This is a genomic window from Armatimonadota bacterium (genome assembly GCA_022563855.1).
Classification (GTDB): domain Bacteria; phylum Armatimonadota; class Fimbriimonadia; order Fimbriimonadales; family Fimbriimonadaceae; genus JADFMN01.
Genome location: JADFMN010000004.1, coordinates 95,220 through 118,507, shown reverse-complemented (window position 1 = coordinate 118,507; position 23,288 = coordinate 95,220). Strand labels below are relative to the sequence as shown.

Here is a 23,288-nt window from a genome sequence, read left to right as displayed (position 1 = left end):
CGCCCTCCCGTTGAACGGCGGCACGGACAAGCCCTTCGGGCCTGACCGTGGCACGCTCGAACCACAACTGCGCGGAAAATTGCCGGTCCGTATTGACGCCCGACCACCTGCCGCCAGTATCATGGAGCGGGGCTCTACGAACCCCGGTGGAACCATGGCTGATGTTGAACAGGTTGACTCAGCTACTGTTCTGGAGAATTGCAAATGATCGCTGACTACGCAGACGTATTCAAGAAGAACTACCTTGTCGCCGGACTGTCGGACGAAGAGATCGACCAAATCGCCGAACTGGCCGAGTTCGGGTGCCTGCTGGCCGACGAGTGTCTGATCAAGAAGGACGACAAGAGCAGCGACCTGTTCGTGATTTTGGAGGGGACCGTGTGCGTCTACACCGACAAAGGCGACAAGATGGGCGACTGCGGTCCCGGCTCTGTGATCGGCGAGGTCGCGCTGGTCGATGCCGGACCGCGCTCTGCTACGGCGGTCTGCATGGGCCAGGTGAAGTTCGCGCGTCTCCCGGCGAAAGAGCTGCGAGCGTACATGTCGCAGAACAGGGAGGTCGGGTTCACGATGCTCGCGAACCTCTCGCGAGTTCTCAGCATGCGGCTGCGCCAGTCGGCGACCGTGATGGAGGACCTGCGGGCGAAGACGTACGACCACTGGGAGCACGCACCGCTGTAGCAGATCACTCGGTCCCAGGGACGACGGGCTGCACCCAGGCGACCTCGGTCTCGCCTGCAGTGAACGGGTTCACCTTCGTCTTGCTGGAGACCACCTTCGCACGGACGTATATCTCGTCGCCGTGAAGCGTGTAAGACGCCGACAGCCCATCGACCACGGAGAAGACCTCGCCGATTTCGTCGCTGTACTTGCGGGTGACCGCGAGCGGCGCTCCGTCGGCGTTCAGGATCGGCTCGCTACTCCGGTCGTACCCGCGACGGGTGCCGATGAACATCGTTTGGTAAGTGACTCCCTCCTCCGGTTCGATCTCGATGCTCAAACTCTTTCCATCATAAACGATATTGCGCAGCACGACGCCGGTAGAGCCGTAGAAGTCGCCGCGCTCCATCGCCGCCACGATGCTCGCGGCTGTCAGTTCGACAGCCCGCACCACGACCCAGGCTCGGCCGGGGTTGGCTCTCCCGATCTGGTAACTGAAATAGTTGTGCGCGTCGTCCGTCGCCATGCCGTACATCACCTCTTTGCCAAGCTCCGCGAGCCGCACCGTCAGGATGATGTCCCACATGAGCTCTCCGCCCGCGTGGTTCGCGTCGCCGAAGTTTCGGACCGACGGGTGCCCGTTGTACACCTCGAAGAACTTCTCTCCCTCAAGCTTCATCAGGTCTTCGGCGGTCACGGCCCACCCGAAGTTCGGATGGTTGATGTGCGGGAACATCGGAACTCCAGTGCGCTCGCGCTGCTCCAAGACTGCGTTCACGTTGTTCTGCATCGCCTCGAACACCGTCTTGCCTCGCTGCGGCCTGATCAGTTCTTGAATGTTCGTGGCGTTTACGTGTACCGGCTTGCCCTCCGCGCTGTCGGTTATCTCCTCGCTTTGGATCAACAGGAACTCGCCGGGCTCCTCGAACAGCCCTCGGAATTCGCTCAGGGTCTTGAGTCGGACTTGCGTCTTGTTGTTTCGCACTCGCGTCTCGACCCAGTCGTCGCCGAACCGGTCGAGATAACGCACGAGCGGCCTCCCTGCGCCGCGGCCGCCGCTCATGTCCATCCAAAGCTCCTTGTCGCTCAGGATGTTGTGGTCGGAGAGCGCCAGGAAGTTGTAGTCGCGGCTCCGGTACCAGTCGACGACCATCTCCGGATAGTCGTCGCCGTCGCTCCAAAACGTGTGGGTGTGGAGGTTGCCTTTCCACCAGCGGGCAGCGGTAGTGTCCTCTAGAACGTCGTCGGACACCGCTTCATTCACTGGAGGAAACCCCGCATTTTCGTCGAACACTCCTACGCCGATGATCCAAGTGGCCGCAAGCGCGACCGCTGCCGGAATAAGCCTTTCCATTTTCCCACACTACCCCGCAAGTCAAGAATGCCGCGATAACACGAACTGGTCGCGCTGTTTGCCCTTGAGGTCCAACGTTCGGTTCCCGTCTCGCACGTAGATCGACTCGACCTGTTGGCCGTGGTCGTCTTTGCTCCGGACGTACGTGACTGTCGAGGTTGGCGTCACGCAGACGACGCAAACGTCGAGATCGCCGAATCTCTGCCACATGATCGATACGTTGCCAAGCGGTAGCGGCTCCAAGTGGTTCTTCAGCGCTTCGCGCAGCTTGCCCTCGAAGCCGTCCCGCGATCCGCCCTCGGAGAAAAGACCGAAGTCGCCCGCAAGCCCGATCGGCTCTCCGGAGTCGCTCACTCCGAGATACAGCTTGCCGCCCTCGCTGTTCAGAAACGCTGCAACGGTCTTGAGCGTCGCAAGGCGAAGCGAAGGGTCGCGGGCGCCCTTGCGCGAGTTCCACTCGAACGTCGACTTGTACTCGACCTCTGCGCTTTCTGGAGGAACCGGTCGAATGGAAGCGGGCCGATCTGGTTTCAGCGCGCCCCCGACGCGGACGACCTGCCGCAAGTTTGGGAGAGCGAGAGGCGCATCGTCAGACTCTTCTGAAAGAATGGCTAGCGCGAGCCTCATCATCGTCACTTGAACCGCCAAATCGCTCTTGTCGAGCCCCCTGAGGTTGTCCTTTGCGACTTGTGCCTTCAACGCAGATCGACGGAGAGGTCGATTCCCCAGCTGTTTCGAGATGCGTTCGATCAGCGCGGTGATCTCTTCGAGCATCGCCACAAGGTACGAACCCGCGCCGCACTCCTCGTCGATGATGTTGATCGCTCTCACGCGCACCATCCACTCCTTGAGCCGCTTGCGCTCGGGCGGCAGATCCAACGCCGGGGCGGTGTCCATGTGCGCAGCGATAACACCGCGACAACCCTCGCGCAGAGACTTCGTGTCGACGATTGCCGCCTTGTCGTCGCCTTGAATGAACGCGCTGAACACCGCGCCGAGAATTTCCGGATTGACGGCGACAACCGTTTCGTTCGGCCCGCTCTCCTTGGTCGAAAACTCGTACTTCCCCAACAGGCCGTTCTCACCGATCAGCTCGTCGAACAGCTCGTCGGGGATCACCGCCGACTCGCTCTCGAACTGCTCAGGGGAGAAGATGCCCCCGCCGAGATGCGGAACGTCTCCGACCTGCGGGCGGAGCAACTCTCGCGCAGCTGCCGACGGCTGGTTGAGGGCGTTGAAGAACAGGATCGCGAGCCGCTGGTGAAATCGGTACGCGCCCGGTGCGGCCTTCCACGCGCGATACAGTTCGGCGATGTAGTTCTGGCTGTCCGCGAATCTGAACCACCCTTTGCTCTGCAAAAACGCAAGCAGCAGCACACGGATCAGGCAACGATTCAGAAGCTGGCCTCTCAGAGCCCGCGAATCTTGCACCGCGGCTGATCGCGACCTCGCTGCCGGCATCGGCTCAACTCGATCTACGTACTTCTCGAACAAGCTACGATAGTCGGCGAGGAACGAGTCGGCGATTCCTTTGGCTTGAAAGCACGCGGCCAGCCTTCGATCATCCTTGGCTTCGTCCCGCTCGTGCACGCCCTGCTCGCGGCGCAGCAGACGCAGCCTGTCCAATACCATCGACTTTGGGTGCTCGCGGTCTATATCGAGACGGGATACTGTGCCCTCTGTCAGCGCTAGCAACGTCATCGTGCGCGAGTCCGAGTCGAGCACTGCGCCAATCTCCCGAGCCCTCGGCGCTGTGTTAGAATCGGCCACAATCACGAGCGAGAGCGATCCCGAAAGTGCGACGACGTCGGCTCCTTCCCCCGGCACCCAACCCAGTTCGCGCACGAAAAGCGCGGAAAGCGCCTCTTCTGGCGATCCACTTCGCACTGCCTCTTTCAACCGCTCGGACAGGGGTAACACTTGCAACCTACGGCCTCACCCCTGCCTTACGCCGTGATCAGCATTATGGCCCCTGCTTCGGTTGCCGTAGTTGTGACGTCCACAGAATCGGTCGACGAAGATCGAGCGGTTGCTGTCGGCTGAACGGCAGGCTCGCGTGGCCCGCGCCGAATGCGCCAGAATGTCGTCATGCTCGTTCGACGATCCGTTTTAGTCGTTGTCGCAGTCTGCGCAGTGCTCGCGTCTGGCCAGCAGTTCTCAAACGACGAAAGTATCTTCGATGGCAAGACGCTTGACGGATGGACCGCGATCGGCGGGGGGAAGTGGGAGGTCAAGGACGGCGTTATCGCCGGCACCAGCACCAAAGACCAGCCGCAGGGGATTCTTCTTTGGAAGGACCCGGTCAAGAACTTCACTGCGAAGCTCAAGTTCCGCATCCGCGCGGGCGACAGCGGGTTCTACTTCCGCACCGAGAGGGTCGACGACGAGGTGATCGTGCACGGGTTCCAGGTCGAGGTCGACACTTCTTTGGAGACCGGCGGGATCTACGAGACCGGCGGTCGCGGCTGGGTGCACTTCCCCGACTTCAAGCTTCACGATCAGTCGAAGTACAAGCCGGGAGAGTGGACCGATCTAGAGGTCACCGCTATCGGCACGCACTACCTGATCAAGGTGAACGGCGTGGTCATCACGGACATCGACGACCCGAAGGGCCGCACCGAGGGACGCCTCGCGCTGCAGCTCCATGGCGGGCTTGAGATGGATATCGAGTACAAGGACATCTATCTCAAGGCGCTGAAGTAGATCGTCCTTTTGATTGCGGACTCGCTACCGTCAGCCAGTGTCGGTCGGCGGTGCGGGTTTACACCTGGTGAAAGGTTGTTGCGGTCTGGGTGTTATCGCAAGAAGAAATACAGGAACGGCGCGTTGATCGCTGCCAAGCCGAGGAACATCAGCACAACGCGGAAATCGTCTTTGTCGATCAGGCAGACTATCGCGCGAATCGGAAGCAGGAAAGTCGCCATAGCACAAGTGCCCAATGCGAAGTACGTGAGTAAATCGGCTCCCCAAATACCGATGACGCTGCCGATCCAAGCGTCGCCGAACAGTGGTGGACCGATGATTCCGCCCAATGCCCACTGCCTGTGGTTCTTGTTCAACTCATCCAAGAGGCTGCCCTTCTTTTGCTCCATCAGGATAGATTCTGACCTTATCGTCGGAAGTAACTCAAGCTGATGGTTGATCCCGGCACACATCGGGACAGCCATGCCACGCGAAATTGAGAAGATTTGTTGCCGGGCTAGCGCAATCGGGCTCGCCCGGCGCACTGCGTTCTCCGTGCGACCGGGGATTTGAACTCGGCTTTGTCGCCGGGTCAGTTCGGCAGCGTTCCGCCGTCCCAGCTATGGTCGGAGTCGGGCATGAAGGTCATCGTGACCCCGCCATCGCTGTGGCCAGTCGTCCAAAACATGGTGATGAGCCAGCCGCCGGGAACCTTGCCCCGGTAGATGGTGCCGTAGCTGAACTCGTGCTTGGGCTCAGCAACCTTGAGTTTTTCCCATTGCAGGTTTGTATCTGTCTGTAACATATCAGATATATATATCCATGACGCAGCCTCCTGCCGCAGCAGTCGCTTCCCTGCGTTATGTTTGACGGCTGCGAGCCAACTGGGTTCGGGTTTTTCGATCTTTTTGTACAGAATCGCGGCGCTGGGGGGCCGGCTAGCCGGGTCGGCAACTCACAGAAAGAACCCTGCAGACTGCAAGCGCGGAGGCATGAAATAGAGGGCGTCGCTGTATCGACGCGTGTGTTCGTTGGCCAGGCTCTGTTGCCCACCGCACCCGCGCATCAATAGGGACGGATGCCGCGAAAGCCGACGTTCCTCCTCTTTATAATGCCAGCGTCGTCGATAAAGATCAGATCTTTGCCTTCGATCAAGAACAGGGCGTTGACCTGTCGCGAAAGTATGCCCACGATCGACTCGATCGATTCTGAGGTGTAACTGAACGTGACCACCCCATTGACTCTCGGCCCGACTTGGTACGAGCGCCGCGCTTCCTTCATGACGTCGAAGAGGACGTCGTGCAGGTCGCTGGAACTGGCGGTCACCGACAGTCCGCCTTCGACCCTCTTAGCGAAAGTACTGGACCGCGCGCCCTCCTCCTCCACCGCGCCTTGCGCGACGTGGACATCCGGTTCTCTGTATTCGCCTTTGAGAATGGTCGACACTCTTTGCGGATCGTGGAGCAGGCTCCGACTGTAGTCGAGGTAGAAAGTGCCGTCGTCCATCGGTTCGACCCGGTAGAACCCCTTGTTCAGCTCTCTGAGCCTCGCGATCGCGTACCGTGCCGCAGTCTCATCTGGAGCGATGATGCCTACTCCGTCCAGCTTGTAGACGACGTCGTTTGCGTACGTGGAAGGCGAGGTAGCGAGTATCGTTAATAAGATCGCGGTCAGCATTTTGCCGGCTCCTTTCGAGGCGAGTCTACTGGATAGACGCGCGGCGGTCGGGCGGGATGTCATGAGCGAGCGCCTGCCCTGCGCAGACGGGACGGGTCGCCAGATTGGAGGCGCTGCTCAGTCTTCGCCAAAGTACTGCTTTCTACCCCCTCCCTGTCCCTCCCCCGGAACTGGTGACCTGCGGTTTTGCCGAAAACTCCGCTCCGGGAGAGGGGACGTTTTTCGGACACCTTTTGCCGATTCGTCAGCGGCGTGAAGCTCCACGACCCGCCACCGACCGGGTACCCGACGTACGTTTGAGTGTATACGTGGTGACTACGAAAATGCGCGCGCCGGCATGTCATCGTAGAATTTTCCGTCAAGCTCCCTGCCGGTCACATGCTTGCGCACACCGCCCCACTGCTTGAAGAAAAACTTGACATTGGCGTCATAGCATTGGGCTCGGATCGAGCGGGCCCAGTCACCGTCCATCGGTCTCGCCTTCGGGCCGGACTCGCCCCCGACGATGACCCAGTGGATCCCGTCGAGCGGAAGATCGTCCAGCGGGCCGATGAGCGGTTCACAAGAGAGGAATCTTACAGCCGCAGGAACTGTCCGCAGATCATGGACACGCTGTATAACGCGGTCGTCCTCGATGCTGACCCCCATCCACAGATTCTCAGGCCATTCAAGCTCCCCGGCTACCTGCGACAGTCGCTCGCTCCGCTTCGTTAGCACCTGGAAAGTGTGCTGCGGGCACTCCTTGATCGTCGTGAATATCTGTTCGATGAACTCCAGCGGGATATTCTCGTGGAAGAGGTCGCTCATGGAGTTCACGAAGATAAGGCGCGGCTTTTTCCATTGCTTCGGCAGTTCGATCAGATCAGGATGGAGGGTCAGTTTGAACCCGTTTTTGTACCGCTCCGTACCCATCGCCTTGAGCCGCTTCGCCATGCGCTCGGCGTAGCAGTGCTTACAGCCCTGACTGACCTTCGTGCATCCCGTCACCGGGTTCCACGTCATGTTCGTCCACTCGATCGAGCTTGTCGAAGCCATTTATTTCTCCGCTAGGTACTGAGCTACTCGAATCGCTACCTTAACCGATTTAGGATTTGCGGTAGCAAATGAAAGCAAGAAGAGCGGTGTACCTCGACTGTTTCTTAAGACTCTTGGCTCTCGGATTGTGGCGGCAAATATGCCGTTTAGCCTGTCTGCGAAATACTCCGAAATGGCACTGAAATCCGCCTGTCGGATAGTTTCGATCTCGGTACCAAACAGGGTTTCAACCTCTCGCTCCTTGTAAAACGCCTTCCTCCACTCCTTGGTGCCAAAGAAAACGTCAAGCCTGCTTGCCCACTGGTCGGGCAACTTTCCCTTCTCGGTTAGAACACGGTTCACTGCGCTGAGGGGAAACAGAATCCACACATCGCAACATCCGGTTTCTGCGAGCGAAACCATCGTCTCCCAAGAGAGCTGCATTCCGAATGGGTCGATGAACACAACTGCCCTGGTTTGCCTCGATACTGTTTTCGACCAGCTCTGAAGGAACGAGTTCGCGTCTTCTCTTACGACACGAATTTTGTCGGCCCGCTCTGGATACTCGTTCTTGAGCGATTCCAATCGCGCAACCTTAGCTGAACTTTGCTCAATGAAGACGTACTCGTCGAAACTCATTTCCTGCTCGAGCGCTACTCGGGCACTGCCGGCAATTAGGGTCTCTTCGTCCCCGACATCAATCAGCCGATCCTGCCCCCTTGGGTCGCGCTTCCCTATCGCAATATTCCCGGTACCCGCAAATGCATCCAGATATGTCAGTCTGTAGAATCCCTTGGCTTTTGGCCCCCTAAGGATGTGGAGATACGCGCTAAGGTACTCCCTCAATACTCTTAGCTTGTCACTTGTCCACGAACTTCCAAATTCTTGATCACCCATCAGTAAATTCTCCCTGCAAGATGATGGTAACATAACTAGCCGACGTATGTCTACTATTGTAGCCACCTTTTCCACCAGTCTACGATCTCCCCAAGCCGGTGAATCCGCAGGTCCGGGGGGCCGTTGCGGGAGAGGCCGTGAGAGGAGTTCGCCGGATACCGCACGAAGCGCGTCTCGACACCGATCGACTTCAGCACGTAGAACACCTGCTCGGCCTGCTCGACGTTGCAGCGCAGGTCGCCCTCGCTGTGTATCACGAGCGTCGGGGTCTTGACCTTGTCGAAGCTGGAGCACGGCGACTGTCGCCATAGATCCTCGATGTTCTTGAGCGGTCCCCACGCGCAGCCGCCGAAGTAGTCGTCGCGGTTGAGCGGGAAGTCGCTGTTGCCGGCCATCGAGGTCCAGTTGAACACGCAGCGGTCGGTGATCGCGCCGACGAAGTCGTTGGTGTGGCCGATCGCCCAGTTGGTCATGAACCCGCCGTACGAGCCGCCCATCACGCCCATCTTCTTCGTGTTGACGTAGCTCCGCGAAGCCATCCAATCCTTGACGGCCTCGACGTCGGCCCAGTCCTTGTTGCCCCAATCGCGCCGGATCGCCTCGCAGAACGCCTCGCCGTACCCCTTCGACCCGCGCGGGTTGCTGAACACCACGACGTAACCCTGCGCGGCGAGCAGTTGGAACTCGTGGAAGAACGCCCAGCCGTACTGGCAGTGCGGCCCGCCGTGGATCTCCAAGACCGCCGGGTACTTCCGGCCTCTCTTGAACCGTGGCGGCTTCATGACCCAGGTGTGGACTTTCGTTCCGTCTGCAGAGGTCACCCACGTACCGACCGGCTTTGAAATCTCGATATCTTTCAAGAGCTGCTTGTTGAAATCCGTTAGTACCCTGACTTCCTCTCCGTCGAAGACGGCGACCTCTGCTGGAGAGGTTGTCGTGCCTCGCGTGAGAGCCATCATCTTGCCGTCCGCGCTTGTTGAACCTGGCGCGAGCACGTGTTGGCCCTCTGTCAGGAGCTTGACTCCGCCTCTTGCGACCGAGACTTTGCCGATTTGCGCGGTGCCCTCGGTGCCGGCCATGACGAAAATGCTCTTGCCGTTCGGCGCCCATTCGAGAACGCCCTCTCCCCCCGCACCGGTGTCGCTCAGGGTGTACGTTGCGAGGCAGAAGTCGGACCGTTCGCTGAGGCACCTCTGCCCGCCGCCGCGCATCGGCGCAACGTAAAGCCGGGTGTTCCGCATGCCCCACACCTCTTCTTGGATGTGGTCGCCGAGGAACGCGACCTGCTTTCCGTCCGGCGAGACTTTGAGGTTCCCCTTCGGCCCTTTCGCGAGGCCGGAGATCATCTTGACCTTGCCGTTGAGCGGCACGATGTAGACCTGGTCGTTCGGCTTTTTCAGCAATGGCTCTTTGCGGTGCGCCGAGTGCGCGACCGCGAGGCCGGAGCTGTTCGGCAGCCAGTCGAAACTGTAGAATCCGAGCTTGTCCTTGCCGTACAGCATTCGGTGCTCGCCGGTCGCGACGTCGACGACGTACAGCTTGAACCTCTGGCCGCCGAAGTAACCGTCTTCGTCCATGCGGTACCACAGCTCGTCGATCTCCCACGGCGGCGGGCTTCCGCCTTTCTCTTTGCGCTCTTTGCTTGCTTTGCTCGTGCGATCTTCGGCAACCTCGCGGAAGGTGAAGGCGATGCGCAGTCCGTCTGGCGACCACTTGATCTCACCGATCGCGCCCTCTGGCAGCGACGTCAGCTTGCGCGCCTCGCCTCCTTCGGTCGGCAGGATGAAAACCTGCGACGAACTGTCAACGCGACCGGCAACGAAGGCTATCGAAGAGCCGTCAGGCGACCAGCGCCCCATGCCGCCAGGCTTCTCGCCCTGCGTCCACTGCTTTACTTCGCCGCTCTCGACATCGACGGTAAAGAGGTTACCGACGTACTTGTTCTTGTCCTTGTCGACGTGCGTCTTTACGAACAGGACTCGCGATCCGTCAGGGCTCATCTGCGGGTCGGAGACGAACTGAATCTTCAGCAGGTCGGCCGCCGTAATTGGGCGCTTGGCCATAGCGACGTTAGGTTACCTGCGGGGGGTTCGGGGGTTTGGTGTGCCACGGTCAGGCCCGCAGAGTTTGTCCGTGTTCGCTTGGGGCGTGGCACGTCATCCTGAGTGAGCCTGTCCTGAGCTTGACGAAGGAGAGGATCCTGTGACACCTCGCTTGCGACTGGCTCCTGCCATTTCAGCTTCCAGCGCTGCAAGTCAAATGAACAGGGGAGCGAAAGCCAAGGTCGCCCAGGAGGACGCCGCTCTATCTGAGGCGTGCCGAGATGCCTTCCCCGGCCTCCGGGCCAGTGCTTGCCGCAAGCAATTATCGACTGATTCCGGCGACGAGAATCGCCGCCATTTTCTCAATTCGGCCCTGAAGGTCCCCAGGCTGTTGGAGTTCTTCTAGGCTGAGGCTGTACGGGATGTAGGCGTTCGTGGCCTCGACGAAGAGCTGCGCCGTCTCTAAGGCGTTCATCGTGCCGAAGTCGTTCATCCGCTGGCCGTGCTCGATGACCTCAGCCAGCATCCGCGCCTCTTGATCGAAGTACGCCCGTCTCCTCTGCATATACGCTGGCCGGACCTCGGCGAAGATCGTGTCGAGGCTCTGGGTGCTATCCCGCACCTTTTCGATCCTGGCTGCCACCCGTGCGACGAGCATCCGATACAGCCGCTCGGCCGGAGTCTCGCCGGTTCGCGACTCCCTATCCATCTGCTCGTGCGCCTGCATGACCACGCGGTCGATCGACGCCAAGGCCAGGTCCTGCTTGGACCTGAAGTAGCCGTAGACGGTCCCGCGGCTGAACCCGGCTTCCCGGGCCACGTCCTCCATGGTCGTCTTGCGCAGGCCGTAGCGACCGATCATCCGATCGGCGGCGTCCAGAATCGCCTGTTCCGTTGAGACTGCTTCCGCAACTGGCATAACAATCATGGTACTACACAATTATACGATTTATGTTTATTTGTGTAACATGACCTATTTGTTGGTTCAAATCCCGTGGTGCGATCTGGGTTCTGCAGCCTACTGAACGCCGTGTTGCGGCAGGAGCATAATGTTCGCAGGCTCGTGAGCCGAAAACTGAATCAAGGGGACGGAGTACGCCAATACAGTGAAAAGCGGCTACGCGCAACTTGGGCTGTTGCTTGCCGACGGTGACGTCTACGCCGCATGGTATCGAGAGGCCCTCGGCCATGCTGGCCTTCCGTATGTCGAGGTCGAACGAACTATGCTCGACTATATCGATCACCTGGACGTTCTGCTTCTTTGCGGCGCCAGCGTGCTCAGCGCATCTGAGCAATCGAGCATTCAGGCTTGGCAAGAGCAAGGTGGACGGCTTGTCGTGAGCGGTTCAACCTGGGGGCTATCGGCAGAGATCGGTCTGCGGCACGTTTCTGACCAGCGGTACTCGAGGGCTCGCATCGAAGCTCCAGAGACGTCAGACCGGCTGTGGCCGGACGGGTCGGCTGCATCGCTGTTCTTCGGCGGCGAGCGGGCTGAAGCTATCGACGGGAAATGCGTGCTGGCGGAGAGCAACGGCGAGTGCCTGCTGAAGCGAACAGCCCGTGCTATCTACTTCGGCCCGCACGTAGGCAGAACGTTGAGCCTGATGCTGATGGGCCGAGCGGTATCGTGCGACGCCGTTGGTCCAGGCGATGACAGCATCGACCTTGCGGATGGCGTGCTGCGGGCCGAGGACGGCACAGTTTTCGACTACGCTAAGGATCGCGAGTGCGTCGAAGGGTGCCCTTCGCCGATTTTCGCAACGCCGCACGCGGACGTGATCCGCGAGATTTGGATTAGGGCAATCGTTGAATCGATCGAAACTTGCGAAAAGCCGTTCTACCTGCTTTGGAAATGGCCGGACAACGCCAAAACGGTCGCCACGGCTGGAATAGACTGCGACATCCCAGACGTCGACACCGTAATGCAAATCCGCAGGATCATGATGAACTTCGGAATGCGGCCTGCCTGGATGGTGGCGCCGCCTGGGCTGCCCGCCGACGTTCTGCGGCTGCTCAGGGACTGGGGCCACTCGATCGGCTTGCTGTACCGGGAGTCCGTGGACGGGGAGAACGTCGGCCTGAGGACTCAGCACCTGATGGTCAGCCGCACGGCCGGTTCCAAGGGTGTGTCCTGCGTGCGCCCCGAGGACGGGCGGTGGCAAGGGTACACGCGGTTCTACGCGTCGGCAGAGCGCGCAGGCTCTCGGCTCTCTCTGTCCAAGGGCGGAGTCCAGCCAGGTTCGGTCGGTTACCTGTTCGGCACGTGCCAGATGTTCCGTCCGCTTCGGTTTGGCGGCGAACCGTTCGAGATCCGCGAACTGCCGTACTGCGCTCACTTACCCGGAACGACTACACCGCTGGCTGCCATTCATAAACTCATCTCATCCACTGCGCGGGTTGAGGGATGCTTTCAGTTCAGTCTGAGAGTCTCCAAGTGCGTCGACCAGAACTCTGAGCGCCACTTGCAGGACACGCTCATGCTCCTCAAGCAGTCCCGTTTTAGGTTCTTCTCGCCGGATGAGCTCTATTGGCACGATCAAGCTCGCCGTGATGTATGGATCAAAGAGTCCGTCACGGGGTTGTCGCTCGTGTGCAAGCGCGACGCACCGGGATTCACGCTGATGTTGCTAGGCGCAGGTCTTGAGGCGACGTCGAGCAACAAGAACTTCACGCCGGCTCCGGAGGTTCGGTACGGCACGCTGTTCACTCCGTTCGTCATCAACCTCGAGCAGAAGACGCAACTGGACATCTCATTTGATTTCGACTCGTCGGTCGCCGCGTAGCGATCCCGGCGAGCCCGCCGCGCGTTCTGCCAAAATTGTTCCATGGCTTCGGTCAGGATTTTTGTGACGCTCAAACCCTCCCTGCTCGATTCTGCGGGCAAGACCATCGCAAGCTCACTCGCCAAGCTTGGCTTCGACGAGGTTTCCGAAGTGCGAATCGGCAAACTCATCACCCTCGAGGTCGAGGGTTACGACGAGTCGCGAGTGAACGAGATGTGCGACAAGCTGCTGGCCAATCCCGTGATCGAGGATTACCGAGTCGAGGTCGCCGAGTGAGGGTTGCCGTCGTCCAGTTTCCGGGATCGAACTGCGATCAGGACGCCCTATACGCGCTGCGTGAACAGATCGGAGTCGACGCTGATTACGTGTGGCACGACTACGACGACCTCATCGGATTCGACGCCGTGTTCATTCCTGGCGGGTTTTCTTACGGCGACTACTTGCGGTGCGGCGCGGTTGCCGCGCGCGCGCCGATCATGTCTGCGATCAAGGCGTTCGCAATTGAGGGAAGGCCGATCATCGGCGTCTGCAACGGGTTTCAAGTCTTGTGCGAGAGCGGGGTTCTCCCTGGCGCGCTGCTGCTCAACGGGAGCGAGCTGTTCGTCTGCAAGAACGTGCAGCTACAGGCAGTCAACCGCTCCAGCCTATGGACGCAAGGGGTGGACCGCGTGTTCGAGCTCCCGATCGCGCACGGAGAGGGCCGGTACATATGCCAGGATTCAGAGCTTGAGGAACTGCGCCGGAACGACCAGATCGCGTTCCTGTACGTGGACTCAAACGGTAATGCCTCGGATAACGCCAACCCGAACGGCTCGATCGGCAACATTGCGGGGGTATTGAACCGGGCGGGCAACGTATTGGGAATGATGCCGCACCCAGAGCGCGCTACTGCCGAAATCTTAGGCGGTACGGACGGGCGACTGATCCTTCAAGGTCTGAATCTCGTCTCTGCGCAGTGAAGGAATTGCGAAAATCGCCTATAATTTGAACCTTACCGCCGATGCGACGCCAGTTTTCCGCCCTTGCCCTCAGCCTACTCTTCGCCGTGAGCGTTTTCGCTCAGGACGAGGAGCGGATCACGCTAGGCAAACTGGGGCAGGCAACCGAGGCGACGAAGATCTATCGCACGGCCAGCACGCGCTCGACCGTTTACTACAACGTTAAGCCGTTCGAGTACCTGGTCATCAACTCGTACGAGAAGGAAGGGTGGCTCAAGGTTCTGCTCCGAAACGGGAAGCACGGGTTCATCCCCGACGACAAGATCGCGCGACTGCCGTACAACGTGACGATCCCGAAAAAGACCAAAGGAACGGGATTGCCTACGGGCGACGCGAAATCCGTCCTCGCCATGAGCTACAAGTACATGGGGACGCCGTACAAGTGGGGTGGCAACGACCTGAAGAGCGGGATCGACTGCTCCGGCTTCGTGAAGGAGCTGTTCGCGCAGATCGGCGTGGACCTTCCGCGGACGGCCGCAGAGCAGTACAAGGTCGGCAAGGCTGTGGCGCGTATCGAGGATTTGAAGCCCGGCGACCGGCTGTATTTTTGGGAAGAGAAGCGCGGGCTGATCGGCCACACGGGCATCTTCATGGGGTTCACCGCCGAAGGCGGAGCGTTCTTCATCCACAGCAGCAAAGGCAACAAGGGCGTCGCGACCGACGACCTCCGCGAGCCGAAGTGGCGCAAGCTGCTCGTCGCCGCTCGTCGCTAGTTTATGTACGCTTCGGACTAGCAATTAAGCGCATCGAGAATGCGCTCTGCACCAAATCGAACTGCGTCGCAAACGGGCATACCGACCTCCCTCTCCGTCTCTCGAAGAACCCGCTCGGCGTCTTTTTCGGGGAGGTGAGACGTGTTCAGACAGATCGCAGCAGTCACCGGTCGTCGGAAGACGCCGCAAACCTCGGCGAGGTCTTCGTACTGTTGCGCGAGGTCTTTCAGGGGCGGGATCTTCACCCACGGCTGGTCGATCAATTCGGTCATCCCGGCGCGGTGGCACAGCACGAGATGAGTCGGCTGCGCGCCGCGCAGCAGCGGCAGCGTCGAGCTGCTGCCGGGGTGGACGAGCGACCCCTGGCCTTCGATGATGACGAGCTCTGAGGTTGATGCGTCAAGCACTGCCCGTTCCATCGCGCCTGCGGCAAAGTCGACACGGATGCAGTCCAGAGGAACGCCGCGACCCATGATCGTGATCCCCACCTGGCCGGTCGCGATGAACTCCGCGTTTATGCCGCGCGAGCGAGCCAGCTTGTGCAGCTCCAGCCCTGCGGTCATCTTGCCGACCGACATATCCGTGCCGACGAACAAGACCCTCTTGTTCTTCAAGTTGCGCGCTTCGCCCGTGCCGACGCCGACGCCGTCCGGCTCTTGGCGAATGTCCCAAATCCACTGGCCGTCTGCCAGATTCGGATATCGCGTCGACAGCAGATCGTGCAGGCCGTTGACGATGCTTAACCCCATGCCGACCGCCTCGTCCAACGTCGCGTACCACTCGACCGGAATCAACCCGCCTGGTGGCGCGATGCCGAGCAGCAGCACGTTGGCTCCGAGCTCCTTCGCCTCATTGAGACTCGCAACGATTGGCACGCTGCGATCAACTCCAGTGAGTGCAACGACGTCCTGGCCTGCGTTTTCGCTGTCGATCAAGCACGCGATTACGTGCGGCGAATACCGAAGCGTGCCGATCCCCATCTTGCTGCCGCGACTCGCGAGCGCGCCCTCCATGTAGATCGCGATTCTGTCGCCGGATTGCAGCACTATTCCTTCAAGTAGGCCCCGTGTCCGGGGTGGTTGGTAGGGACGACGACGCCTGCTACGGTCTTTGTTCCGCCAGCAGGATCGGGCGCCAGATTGAAGTGCGCGTCGAGGTCGATGTAATCCATGAGCGCGCCAATGCTGCAGCCCGCGGCGATTGCGATGCTCGATTCGCCCATGCATCCGATCATCGTCTTCAGACCGTGTGCACGCGCAGTTGCGACGAGGCGCAGGGCTTCGGTGAGGCCGCCTGTCTTCATCAGCTTCATGTTCACGCCGTCGCAACGGTCTGCGTTCTGCGGGACGTCTGCGCTCGTGCGGATCGACTCGTCGAGGAAGATCGGCAGTGGCCTGCCTTCGAAGATCTCCGGCAGCGCGTCCTCTTCGCCTTTCGCCAGCGGTTGCTCGACGTATTCGCAGTCGCGGTCGGCGAGCCACGCCATCATGTGCTTGGCCTCACTGACGCTCCAGCCACCGTTCGCGTCGATTCGCAGGCTCATCTGAAACGGCTTCGCGGCTTCCCTGGCGGCTTCGTAGCTCGCCTTGTCGGCCTCTATCCCTTTCGGATTTCCGAGCTTGATCTTGAGCGAGCGCGCTTCGAAGTCCGTCCACTCTTTGACCATTTCGGGGATGCGTTCCTTGATGACTTCCGGCGGGTTGATGCCGATCGTGATCGAGGTCGGCACGAACGGCTTGCACAGGCCGAACAGCTTGTAGAGCGGGGTGTTCGCCTGTTTGCCGAGCAGGTCCCACAGCGCGCAATCGACCGCCGCCATAGCTGGCGCGTCCATCCCCATGGTGTTCATGCGCTCGTAGGTCTCGTGGATCGCCAGGTCGTAGAGGCCGGCGCCAGCGAGGTCCGCGATCTGATTCACGGCGCGCTGGGCCTGGTCTTCCTCGTCTTCGCCGACCCCCGGCGCGCACTCGCCGATACCGGTGTGCTCGCCGTCTGAGATGCAAACGAAAACGTTGCTAGAGCCCGCGCTGGTGCCCCTGCTGATCTGCAGCGGGTGCTGCTTCACCAGCTCGATTGTTCTTGTCGTTAGCTCCAGCATCTGATACAATGATACCGAGGGGTAGAGCGAGGGCCCAAGAATGTACGGCAAGAGGTTTCTGTTGGTATCGCGGATCAGCGTCTATTTCGCTGTAATCGCGCTCATCGGTGTGACGCTGTTCGGCTCGATCGCGCCAGCAAGCCCGTTGCTAGAGCGGACCAAGCGGAATTTGGAACGAGACGGTGTTTACTTCGAGTGGCGTCTATTCGAAGCGGACACGTTGGACGAGGTCACAGCAGCTGAAATAATGGAAGTTGATGGCTATGAAGATTAACAAGCGGCTCATCAAACGGTTAGCAGTCACCGCTTGCGTTGCAGTCCCTGCGCTGTTCGTTCTTGCCCCGTTTCCCGGAATGGGAATGATCTACTCGATAGTGGATCCGCTGCGCGGTCATCCTCACCGTCCGCATGGGACGCAGCCAAACAACTTTGTCGGCATGTGGATGCAAGAAGAGCCCGAGATGTACGGGTTCCGAGCATCGGCATTCATCCTTGAAAGCGATTCGCAGGTGGCGGACGGGCCTGGCATGTCGTTTCGACGTTGGCACGTTGACAAAGGATCGTTCTTCGTCGACCATATGTCACGCTGCGGCAATTGTTTTGCAGGCAACCAAACGGGTCGCTACGACTACGAATTCGACGGCGATGATCGCATGAAGTTGACCCACGTTAAAGGATCTTACGATCTTCGCTACAAGGGGTAGTATAGGAGGGTAGAACTTACCGATGAGTTTGTTCAGCAATTGGAAGAAGATAGTGAATCGTACGATGATCCGATTGGCTGCCAGGCAGGTTGGGCACTGCACGCGATTGAACAGTACGAATCCCGCCAATACGAGAACAAGACTCAGGACTTATTCGTCACACCGGACTAATGAGCCCGTTTCGTGCCTCGCCGAGAAAAGCGGTGATGAATCACCGCACTCCCAAACTAGCGCTTCATAGACTGAAGCTCGTTGGCATACATCTCCTTCACTACGCGACGTTTCACTTTTAGCGATGGCGTCAGCTCTCCGGTTTCGAGTGTGAAAGGTTTGCTGAGCAGCACGTGCTTCTTCGCCCTTTCGTAATCTGCGAGCTTGCTGTTCGCAGTTTTTATTTCCGACTTGATGAGCGCTTTTACGTCGTCGCGCTCGACGATCTTCGCGTTGTCGCCTTCGCTTTCGCCCTTCTCTTTCAGCCACGTTTTGATGCGGTCAAACTCTGGCACGATCAGCGCGCAGCAGTACTCCATGCCGTCGCCGAACAGCACCGCCTCTTCGATGAAGTCGCTCTCCTTGATCGTGCTCTCAACGTGCAGCGGCGCGACGTTTTTTCCGTTGCCCAAAACCAGCAGATCCTTCTTGCGATCTGTGATTTTCAAGCTCCCTGCGTCCAATTCGCCGATGTCGCCAGTGTGGAACCAGCCGTCCGCGCCGATCGCTTCTTTCGATGCTTCGGAAAGGTTGTAATACCCCAACATCACGCTCGCCCCGCGCTGCAGAATCTCGCCGTCTTCCGCGATCTTGAACTCGACGCAGCCGAGCGGTTTGCCGACGGTTTCGGGACGGTTGTCGTCGGGTGAATTGAGACAGCTCGCCGCCGTCGTCTCCGTCAGCCCGTACCCCTGCAAGACAGTCAGTCCGAACGCGATGTAGAACTCGCTGACGTGCGGCGAAAGCGCCGCGCCGCCCGAGACGAAGAACTTAAGTTTTCCTCCTGTTCGCGCGCGGATTTTTTCTCCGACAAGTTTGTCGAGCAAGCCGCCAAGCGGCGCAAACTCGCCGCGCTGCTTCTTCAAACCCTGCGCAAGCGCCATGTTGAAAAGCCGCTGCTTCATCGGAGACTGTTTCTTGACACCGGCGATGATGCGGGCGCGGACCGACTCGAGAAACCGAGGAACGACGAACATGATCGTCGGTCGAACCTCGACCATGTCCGACGCAATTGACGCGACCGAACCAGCGTACGCGATCGTCGCGCCGATAGCCGTCGGCAGCACGTGACCGGCGAGCCGCGCGAACACGTGCGACAGCGGAAGGAAGACGAGAAACACATCTGTCTCATCGACCGGCAGAGCGACCGGAATATCGGCGCAGATCGAAATGAAATTGTCGTGCGAAAGCATCACGCCTTTTGGCGGGCCGGTCGTTCCGCTGGTGTAGATCAGCGTCGCCAGCTCGTGTCGCTCGACGGCGTCGATGCCCTTCTCCCACTCGACGCGCGTCAGCGTTGCGTCTTGGTCGAACAGAGACGGGACGCCCGCACCGTCTGACCACCCGACAACCTTCACTCCGTCCAACCCCTGAAACTTCGCGGCCTGCGTTCCGTCGCCAACTATGATCAAATTCGCGCCGCTGTCGGATGCTATGTACTGTGCCTGGTCCGCCGGCAAAGTTGGATAGATCGGAACTGTCACGACCCCCAACGTTTGAGCTGCCCAATCGACCAGAGCCCATTGCACGCAGGTCTCGCCGACGATGCACAGCCGCTCGCCCTTCTCCGCGCCCGCAGCGCGCAGTGCGCCCGCATACCGATAAGCCTCGTCGTACAGCTCGTCAAAACTGACCCTCCGGAACCCCTTCTCCTCCGGCACCATGAGCGCCTGCCGACCGCTGAACCGCTTCACCGAGCGGCGGAGCAGATCGCCGAGAGATTGCGAGTCGGAAATGTGAGACATCGTTACCCGCTAGATCAGCGAGAGCTCCTTCACGCGCAGGTACGACGACACCAGCGCGGCCGAAAGGTCGCTCGGCTCGGCTTCGATGCTCCCGATCCCGGCCGCCACGAGCTTTCTATCCGCTAGGCGTCGGTCGTTGAAGTACCAGCGCGCAGACGCCCGCAGGAACAGATCGTCTGGGTTACGAATATCCTGCTCCAACAGCTCCCTGAGCCGCGGGTCCGCAACGCGCACGACCATGAGAAGGTGCCGCCGATTCAGGTACATGAGGGACGAAGATAGTTCGGCAGCCTGACTTTCGTTCTCGGCGTCGGTGAACACGACGATCAGCGACCTGCGCTTCCAGCGCGATGCCAAGTACGCGAACGCGCCCTCGTAGCTCGGCTGTACCGGCTCGGCGTGAATCGCGTGGACCGTGTCGAGGATCGTTGCGACCTGAGAGCGGCCGCGCTTGGGCGGAATGAACCTGACCACGACGTCGCTGAACAGCAGCAGTCCAACCTGATCGCCCATCTTCTCCGCAGTGTGCAGCAAGAGAAGTGCGGCATCGAGCGCGTAGTCAAGCTTCTTCCGCCCCTCGACCTCGGCTAGCATGTGCCGGCCGACGTCGAGGCAGACGATAACCGCTTGGTTGCGCTCTTGTTCAAAGTTCTTGACGACCAGCTTGCCCCTGCGCGCCGTCGACTTCCAATCTATGAGTCGAAAATCATCGTCGTTGTAGTCGCGCAGCGACTCGAACTCCTGGCCGAGCCCCTTAGCCCTTGAACGACGGACGCCCATTAAGCTGAGACGCCCCTTTTGGCGCAGCAGGTCGAACTCGCTCAGTGCCCTAATGTTCGGATAGACGGCGGCGCGTTCGGCGTTGTCGTACTTTTTTTGAACCCATGCCAGACCCAACGAGGCTTTGTACCGCACCCACGTTCCTGGAAACTCCTGCGACCCCCGCTCTTCTGGCGTCACCGTGTACTTCAACTCCACCTCGCGCGCAGCGGGGATCCGAACTTCAAAGTCGTTTTTTGTAGTCGTGCATCCAGCGGGCGCTTCGTCCCGGACGCGGACATAGAGATCGGTGTCGGTCAGGTTTTCAAGCTTCAGCGTTACCACGTTCGGAACTCGGACGGAGAGAATCGAGTTCGTTTGCCGCTCGATGCGCAGGATGTTCCAGCCTCGGGCCACTAGGCCGGTCACGATCAAAAGCACGAATAGCGCAATGTTCCACGGAACGAGAATCCGCTCGAATCCAGGCACGACAATACCGATCGCCGCCATGGGAATCCCGGCTGCAACGAGCCACCAAAACAGGCGCGTCGGCACAATCATCGTTCAGATGATACAATTCTCGCATGAATGACCAGCATTTTGTGCTGACTCCAGAAAAAGCGGTCGTCAGCTACCGGCTGGCTGGACTGGGGAGTCGGATTCTAGCGCACTTGCTGGACGCTGTCCTTCTGTTCATCATTCTCAACATAGTCGCCTTCGCGGGGGGGTTTCTCGCCGTAATCGGGTTCGGCGAGATGGCCCTCGGCCTGATGATATTCATCATCTTCGCAACGATTTTCCTTTACTTCATCCTTCAAGAGGCTTTTTGGAACGGGTTCACGATTGGGAAGAAGGTGATGGGGATCAAGGTGGTCTCCGCTGACGGAACCCCTGTTACCTTGCGGGGTGCGGCCTTCCGCAACCTGATGCGAATCGCGGATTTCCTGGGCTTTTACATCGTCGGGTTAGTGGCAATATTCCTTAATGAACGGTCGCAGCGGCTCGGTGATCTCGTTGCCGGCACGTTGGTGATTCACGTTCCACGCGCAAATCCCCAGTTCCAGCCGACGCCGCACCGATACGGTCTGCACCCGCTAGAAGACACGGTCGGCGAGTTGGACAGCATGACGACCGAGGAATACTTTGCGATCAAGAGGCTTTGCGACCGATTTCCGCAGCTGCCGCCGACGGTGCAAATCCGGAGCGTCGAGGAGATATGGAAACCGTTCGCCACTAAGGAGGGCATTCTGCCGGTCGAGAACGTCCATCCCGTGTACCAGATGGAAGCGGTCATCATGAAGTACGGCCGTCAGAAGAAACTGTTCTGAGAACTGCTCTGTGGAAAGCGTGGGGTAAGCCTGTGCGATGCTTTGATTGGACGTGATTGCCCTGACTTGTCCTTCCCTTACCCACAGTCGTCTCCACGCCGATCGCTCTCTCTCGCCAGGTTTGGGTTGAGCTTAGTTGATGAGCGTTGTCCACCGCAAACCGGCTCTAATAGTAATAATAAGTTCTCTCATAAATAGATAGGATATAGGAAACATCTGTGGACAACCCCGAGACGATCTCTACTCTCGCCCATCTCAAGGTCGATGATTTTCGCAACATCGACTTTGCCGAGATCAATCCGCACCCAGGCTGCAACATCATTTACGGCGCGAACGGGCAGGGCAAGACGAATCTGCTCGAGAGCATTCACTTGGTTTCGACGGGTCGGCTTCTCAGAGCGACCAAGGACGCTCTGGCCATTCGCGAGGGGCGCAGCCAGGCTAGCATACACGCGGAGATCAATCCCAGTGGAACGACGATCGGAGTCGAACTCAAGGTCGGTGTTCGGAAGATGGTCAAACTGAACGGCGCGTCTCTACCGCGTGCCTCCGACGTGCTCGGGCGTTTGCCGAGCGTGTCGTTTTCTGCGTTGGACCTTCTGATTGCGCGCGGCGAGCCGTCGGACCGCCGTCATTTCATGGACACAGAGCTGGCACAGCTCTACCCTGCGTACCTCCAGCACCTGACGGTGTACCGGAAGACCCTAGCGCAGCGAAACGCCCTGCTGAGAGCCGCACAGGAGTCTCTTCCCTCGGATGAGCTGTTTGCGACCTACGAAGCGATCTTGGCTGAGCACGGCGTGAAGATTCGAGCGATTCGGAAAGGGTGGACCGAGCGATTGCAGCAAACGGCGCCGTCCGCCCATGCGCAGCTGAGCGCCGGCGAGTCATTGGAGATCAAATACGCGCCGAAAGACGACGCAGAGAACTCCGATGATTTGCTTTCCAGGCTACAGTCGGCTCGGTCGGCGGACGTCCAACGTGGTTTCACGACCTGTGGGCCACACAGAGACGATCTGGACGTGCTAGTCGAGGGTCGGCTAGCACGACATTTCGCGTCACAGGGGCAACAGCGCACGGCGGTGATCGCGATCAAGCTGGCGACGCTGCAGTGCGCGATCGACATAACCGGCGTCCCTCCGATTCTGCTCTTGGACGACGTGTTCTCCGATCTCGACGAATCCCGGAGATCGAACTTGGTGGCGAAGGCGCTCGAGGAAGGTGGGCAAGTGTTCTTGACCTGCACCGAGCCGGAGCAGGCAGGCACCGAACTGATCGGGCGGTCAAAACTGTTCGAGGTACGATGCGGCGCAGTGCGAGAGCGATGAAGAAGCTGCAAGACATCATGCCAACGGCCATCGGGCACGCCGAGGTGTTGCGAGGCGCTCGGGCGCAGAAGGTGATGCGAAGGTGGGAAGAGGTGGTCGGGACGCTGCTCGCCGAGAAGACCGAGCCGGACCGATTCGATCGTGGAACTGTTTGGGTCACTGCGTCCGGTTCGGCCTGGGCGCAAGAGCTGGCAATGCGGAAGGAGGAGATTCTGTCGCGATTGAACGCTCTCGCCGGTGAGAGAGGGCTGTTTCAGGAGATCAGGATCGGAACGCGGCCTCGTAAGCGAGAGTAA

The 23,288-nt window shown here is 59.6% G+C and carries 24 protein-coding genes; 11 read left to right on the top strand and 13 right to left on the bottom strand.

Annotated features, from left to right (window positions below; all coding sequences use genetic code 11):
- Positions 1 to 204: 204 nt before the first annotated feature.
- Positions 205 to 681, top strand: a complete 477-nt coding sequence (locus IH944_06540) for a cyclic nucleotide-binding domain-containing protein (protein MCH7904211.1) — start codon at positions 205 to 207, stop codon at positions 679 to 681.
- A gap of 4 nt (positions 682 to 685) precedes the next feature.
- On the opposite strand, the gene IH944_06535 is transcribed toward IH944_06540, so the two are convergent.
- A complete protein-coding gene (locus IH944_06535) occupies positions 686 to 1,912 on the bottom strand; it encodes a histidinol-phosphatase (GenBank protein MCH7904210.1) in 1,227 nt (408 codons plus the stop codon).
- A 123-nt stretch (positions 1,913 to 2,035) separates the two neighbouring features.
- Positions 2,036 to 3,934 (bottom strand): ATP-binding protein, encoded by a 1,899-nt coding sequence (locus IH944_06530; protein MCH7904209.1) that lies wholly within the window; start codon positions 3,932 to 3,934, stop codon positions 2,036 to 2,038.
- A gap of 168 nt (positions 3,935 to 4,102) precedes the next feature.
- Here IH944_06530 and IH944_06525 point away from each other — a divergent pair, with 168 nt between their 5' ends.
- Positions 4,103 to 4,717, top strand: a complete 615-nt coding sequence (locus tag IH944_06525; GenBank protein MCH7904208.1) for a DUF1080 domain-containing protein — start codon at positions 4,103 to 4,105, stop codon at positions 4,715 to 4,717.
- A gap of 92 nt (positions 4,718 to 4,809) precedes the next feature.
- Here the strand turns inward: IH944_06525 and IH944_06520 are convergent, their stop codons facing one another.
- The 7 genes from IH944_06520 to IH944_06490 all read right to left on the bottom strand — a co-directional run bounded on the left by IH944_06520 (position 4,810) and on the right by IH944_06490 (position 11,254).
- A complete protein-coding gene (locus tag IH944_06520) occupies positions 4,810 to 5,106 on the bottom strand; it encodes a hypothetical protein (GenBank protein ID MCH7904207.1) in 297 nt (98 codons plus the stop codon).
- Positions 5,107 to 5,288: 182 nt separating this feature from the next.
- Positions 5,289 to 5,501 (bottom strand): hypothetical protein, encoded by a 213-nt coding sequence (locus IH944_06515; protein ID MCH7904206.1) that lies wholly within the window; start codon positions 5,499 to 5,501, stop codon positions 5,289 to 5,291.
- A gap of 260 nt (positions 5,502 to 5,761) precedes the next feature.
- Positions 5,762 to 6,373, bottom strand: coding sequence for a hypothetical protein (locus IH944_06510; GenBank protein MCH7904205.1), 612 nt, complete (start codon positions 6,371 to 6,373; stop codon positions 5,762 to 5,764).
- 315 nt (positions 6,374 to 6,688) lie between these two features.
- The gene (locus tag IH944_06505) at positions 6,689 to 7,408 is read right to left on the bottom strand and encodes a phage Gp37/Gp68 family protein (protein MCH7904204.1); all 720 of its coding nucleotides are present in this window, start codon (positions 7,406 to 7,408) and stop codon (positions 6,689 to 6,691) included.
- Positions 7,409 to 8,284, bottom strand: coding sequence for a three-Cys-motif partner protein TcmP (tcmP, locus tag IH944_06500; protein ID MCH7904203.1), 876 nt, complete (start codon positions 8,282 to 8,284; stop codon positions 7,409 to 7,411).
- 53 nt (positions 8,285 to 8,337) lie between these two features.
- A complete protein-coding gene (locus IH944_06495) occupies positions 8,338 to 10,347 on the bottom strand; it encodes a S9 family peptidase (protein MCH7904202.1) in 2,010 nt (669 codons plus the stop codon).
- A gap of 301 nt (positions 10,348 to 10,648) precedes the next feature.
- A complete protein-coding gene (locus tag IH944_06490) occupies positions 10,649 to 11,254 on the bottom strand; it encodes a TetR/AcrR family transcriptional regulator (GenBank protein MCH7904201.1) in 606 nt (201 codons plus the stop codon).
- Positions 11,255 to 11,432: 178 nt separating this feature from the next.
- Between IH944_06490 and IH944_06485 the strand changes: the two genes are divergently transcribed.
- The 4 genes from IH944_06485 (at position 11,433) to IH944_06470 (ending at position 14,820) form a co-directional block, all read left to right on the top strand.
- Positions 11,433 to 13,109: a hypothetical protein gene (locus tag IH944_06485; GenBank protein MCH7904200.1), complete on the top strand. Its 1,677-nt coding sequence runs from the start codon at positions 11,433 to 11,435 to the stop codon at positions 13,107 to 13,109.
- Between the two features lie 42 nt (positions 13,110 to 13,151).
- Positions 13,152 to 13,385 (top strand): phosphoribosylformylglycinamidine synthase subunit PurS, encoded by a 234-nt coding sequence (purS, locus tag IH944_06480; protein ID MCH7904199.1) that lies wholly within the window; start codon positions 13,152 to 13,154, stop codon positions 13,383 to 13,385.
- On the top strand, positions 13,382 to 14,068 hold the full coding sequence (gene purQ / locus IH944_06475; GenBank protein MCH7904198.1) for a phosphoribosylformylglycinamidine synthase I: 687 nt from the start codon (positions 13,382 to 13,384) through the stop codon (positions 14,066 to 14,068). The genes purS and purQ overlap by 4 nt, the downstream gene beginning before the upstream one ends.
- Positions 14,069 to 14,154: 86 nt before the next feature.
- Complete coding sequence (locus tag IH944_06470; protein MCH7904197.1) at positions 14,155 to 14,820, top strand: C40 family peptidase; 666 nt, start codon at positions 14,155 to 14,157, stop codon at positions 14,818 to 14,820.
- Positions 14,821 to 14,837: 17 nt separating this feature from the next.
- Here the strand turns inward: IH944_06470 and IH944_06465 are convergent, their stop codons facing one another.
- Together IH944_06465 and IH944_06460 are read right to left on the bottom strand one after the other, a co-directional pair.
- On the bottom strand, positions 14,838 to 15,866 hold the full coding sequence (locus IH944_06465) for a DUF1611 domain-containing protein (GenBank protein ID MCH7904196.1): 1,029 nt from the start codon (positions 15,864 to 15,866) through the stop codon (positions 14,838 to 14,840).
- A complete protein-coding gene (locus IH944_06460; protein ID MCH7904195.1) occupies positions 15,866 to 16,915 on the bottom strand; it encodes a dipeptide epimerase in 1,050 nt (349 codons plus the stop codon). The genes IH944_06465 and IH944_06460 overlap by 1 nt, the downstream gene beginning before the upstream one ends.
- A 43-nt stretch (positions 16,916 to 16,958) precedes the next feature.
- On the opposite strand from IH944_06460, the gene IH944_06455 reads away from it, so the two are divergent.
- Entirely contained in the window at positions 16,959 to 17,192 is a 234-nt protein-coding gene (locus IH944_06455) for a hypothetical protein (GenBank protein ID MCH7904194.1), read from the top strand.
- Entirely contained in the window at positions 17,176 to 17,622 is a 447-nt protein-coding gene (locus IH944_06450; GenBank protein MCH7904193.1) for a hypothetical protein, read from the top strand. The genes IH944_06455 and IH944_06450 overlap by 17 nt, the downstream gene beginning before the upstream one ends.
- A 227-nt stretch (positions 17,623 to 17,849) precedes the next feature.
- Here IH944_06450 and IH944_06445 read toward each other — a convergent pair whose 3' ends face one another.
- Together IH944_06445 and IH944_06440 are read right to left on the bottom strand one after the other, a co-directional pair.
- The gene (locus IH944_06445) at positions 17,850 to 19,577 is read right to left on the bottom strand and encodes a long-chain fatty acid--CoA ligase (protein MCH7904192.1); all 1,728 of its coding nucleotides are present in this window, start codon (positions 19,575 to 19,577) and stop codon (positions 17,850 to 17,852) included.
- 9 nt (positions 19,578 to 19,586) lie between these two features.
- On the bottom strand, positions 19,587 to 20,897 hold the full coding sequence (locus tag IH944_06440) for a DUF58 domain-containing protein (GenBank protein ID MCH7904191.1): 1,311 nt from the start codon (positions 20,895 to 20,897) through the stop codon (positions 19,587 to 19,589).
- Between the two features lie 23 nt (positions 20,898 to 20,920).
- On the opposite strand from IH944_06440, the gene IH944_06435 reads away from it, so the two are divergent.
- The 3 genes from IH944_06435 to IH944_06425 all read left to right on the top strand — a co-directional run bounded on the left by IH944_06435 (position 20,921) and on the right by IH944_06425 (position 23,288).
- Positions 20,921 to 21,664, top strand: a complete 744-nt coding sequence (locus IH944_06435; protein ID MCH7904190.1) for an RDD family protein — start codon at positions 20,921 to 20,923, stop codon at positions 21,662 to 21,664.
- Positions 21,665 to 21,882: 218 nt separating this feature from the next.
- Entirely contained in the window at positions 21,883 to 22,992 is a 1,110-nt protein-coding gene (gene recF, locus IH944_06430; GenBank protein MCH7904189.1) for a DNA replication/repair protein RecF, read from the top strand.
- Positions 22,989 to 23,288: a DUF721 domain-containing protein gene (locus tag IH944_06425; protein ID MCH7904188.1), complete on the top strand. Its 300-nt coding sequence runs from the start codon at positions 22,989 to 22,991 to the stop codon at positions 23,286 to 23,288. Before recF ends, IH944_06425 begins: the two co-directional genes overlap by 4 nt.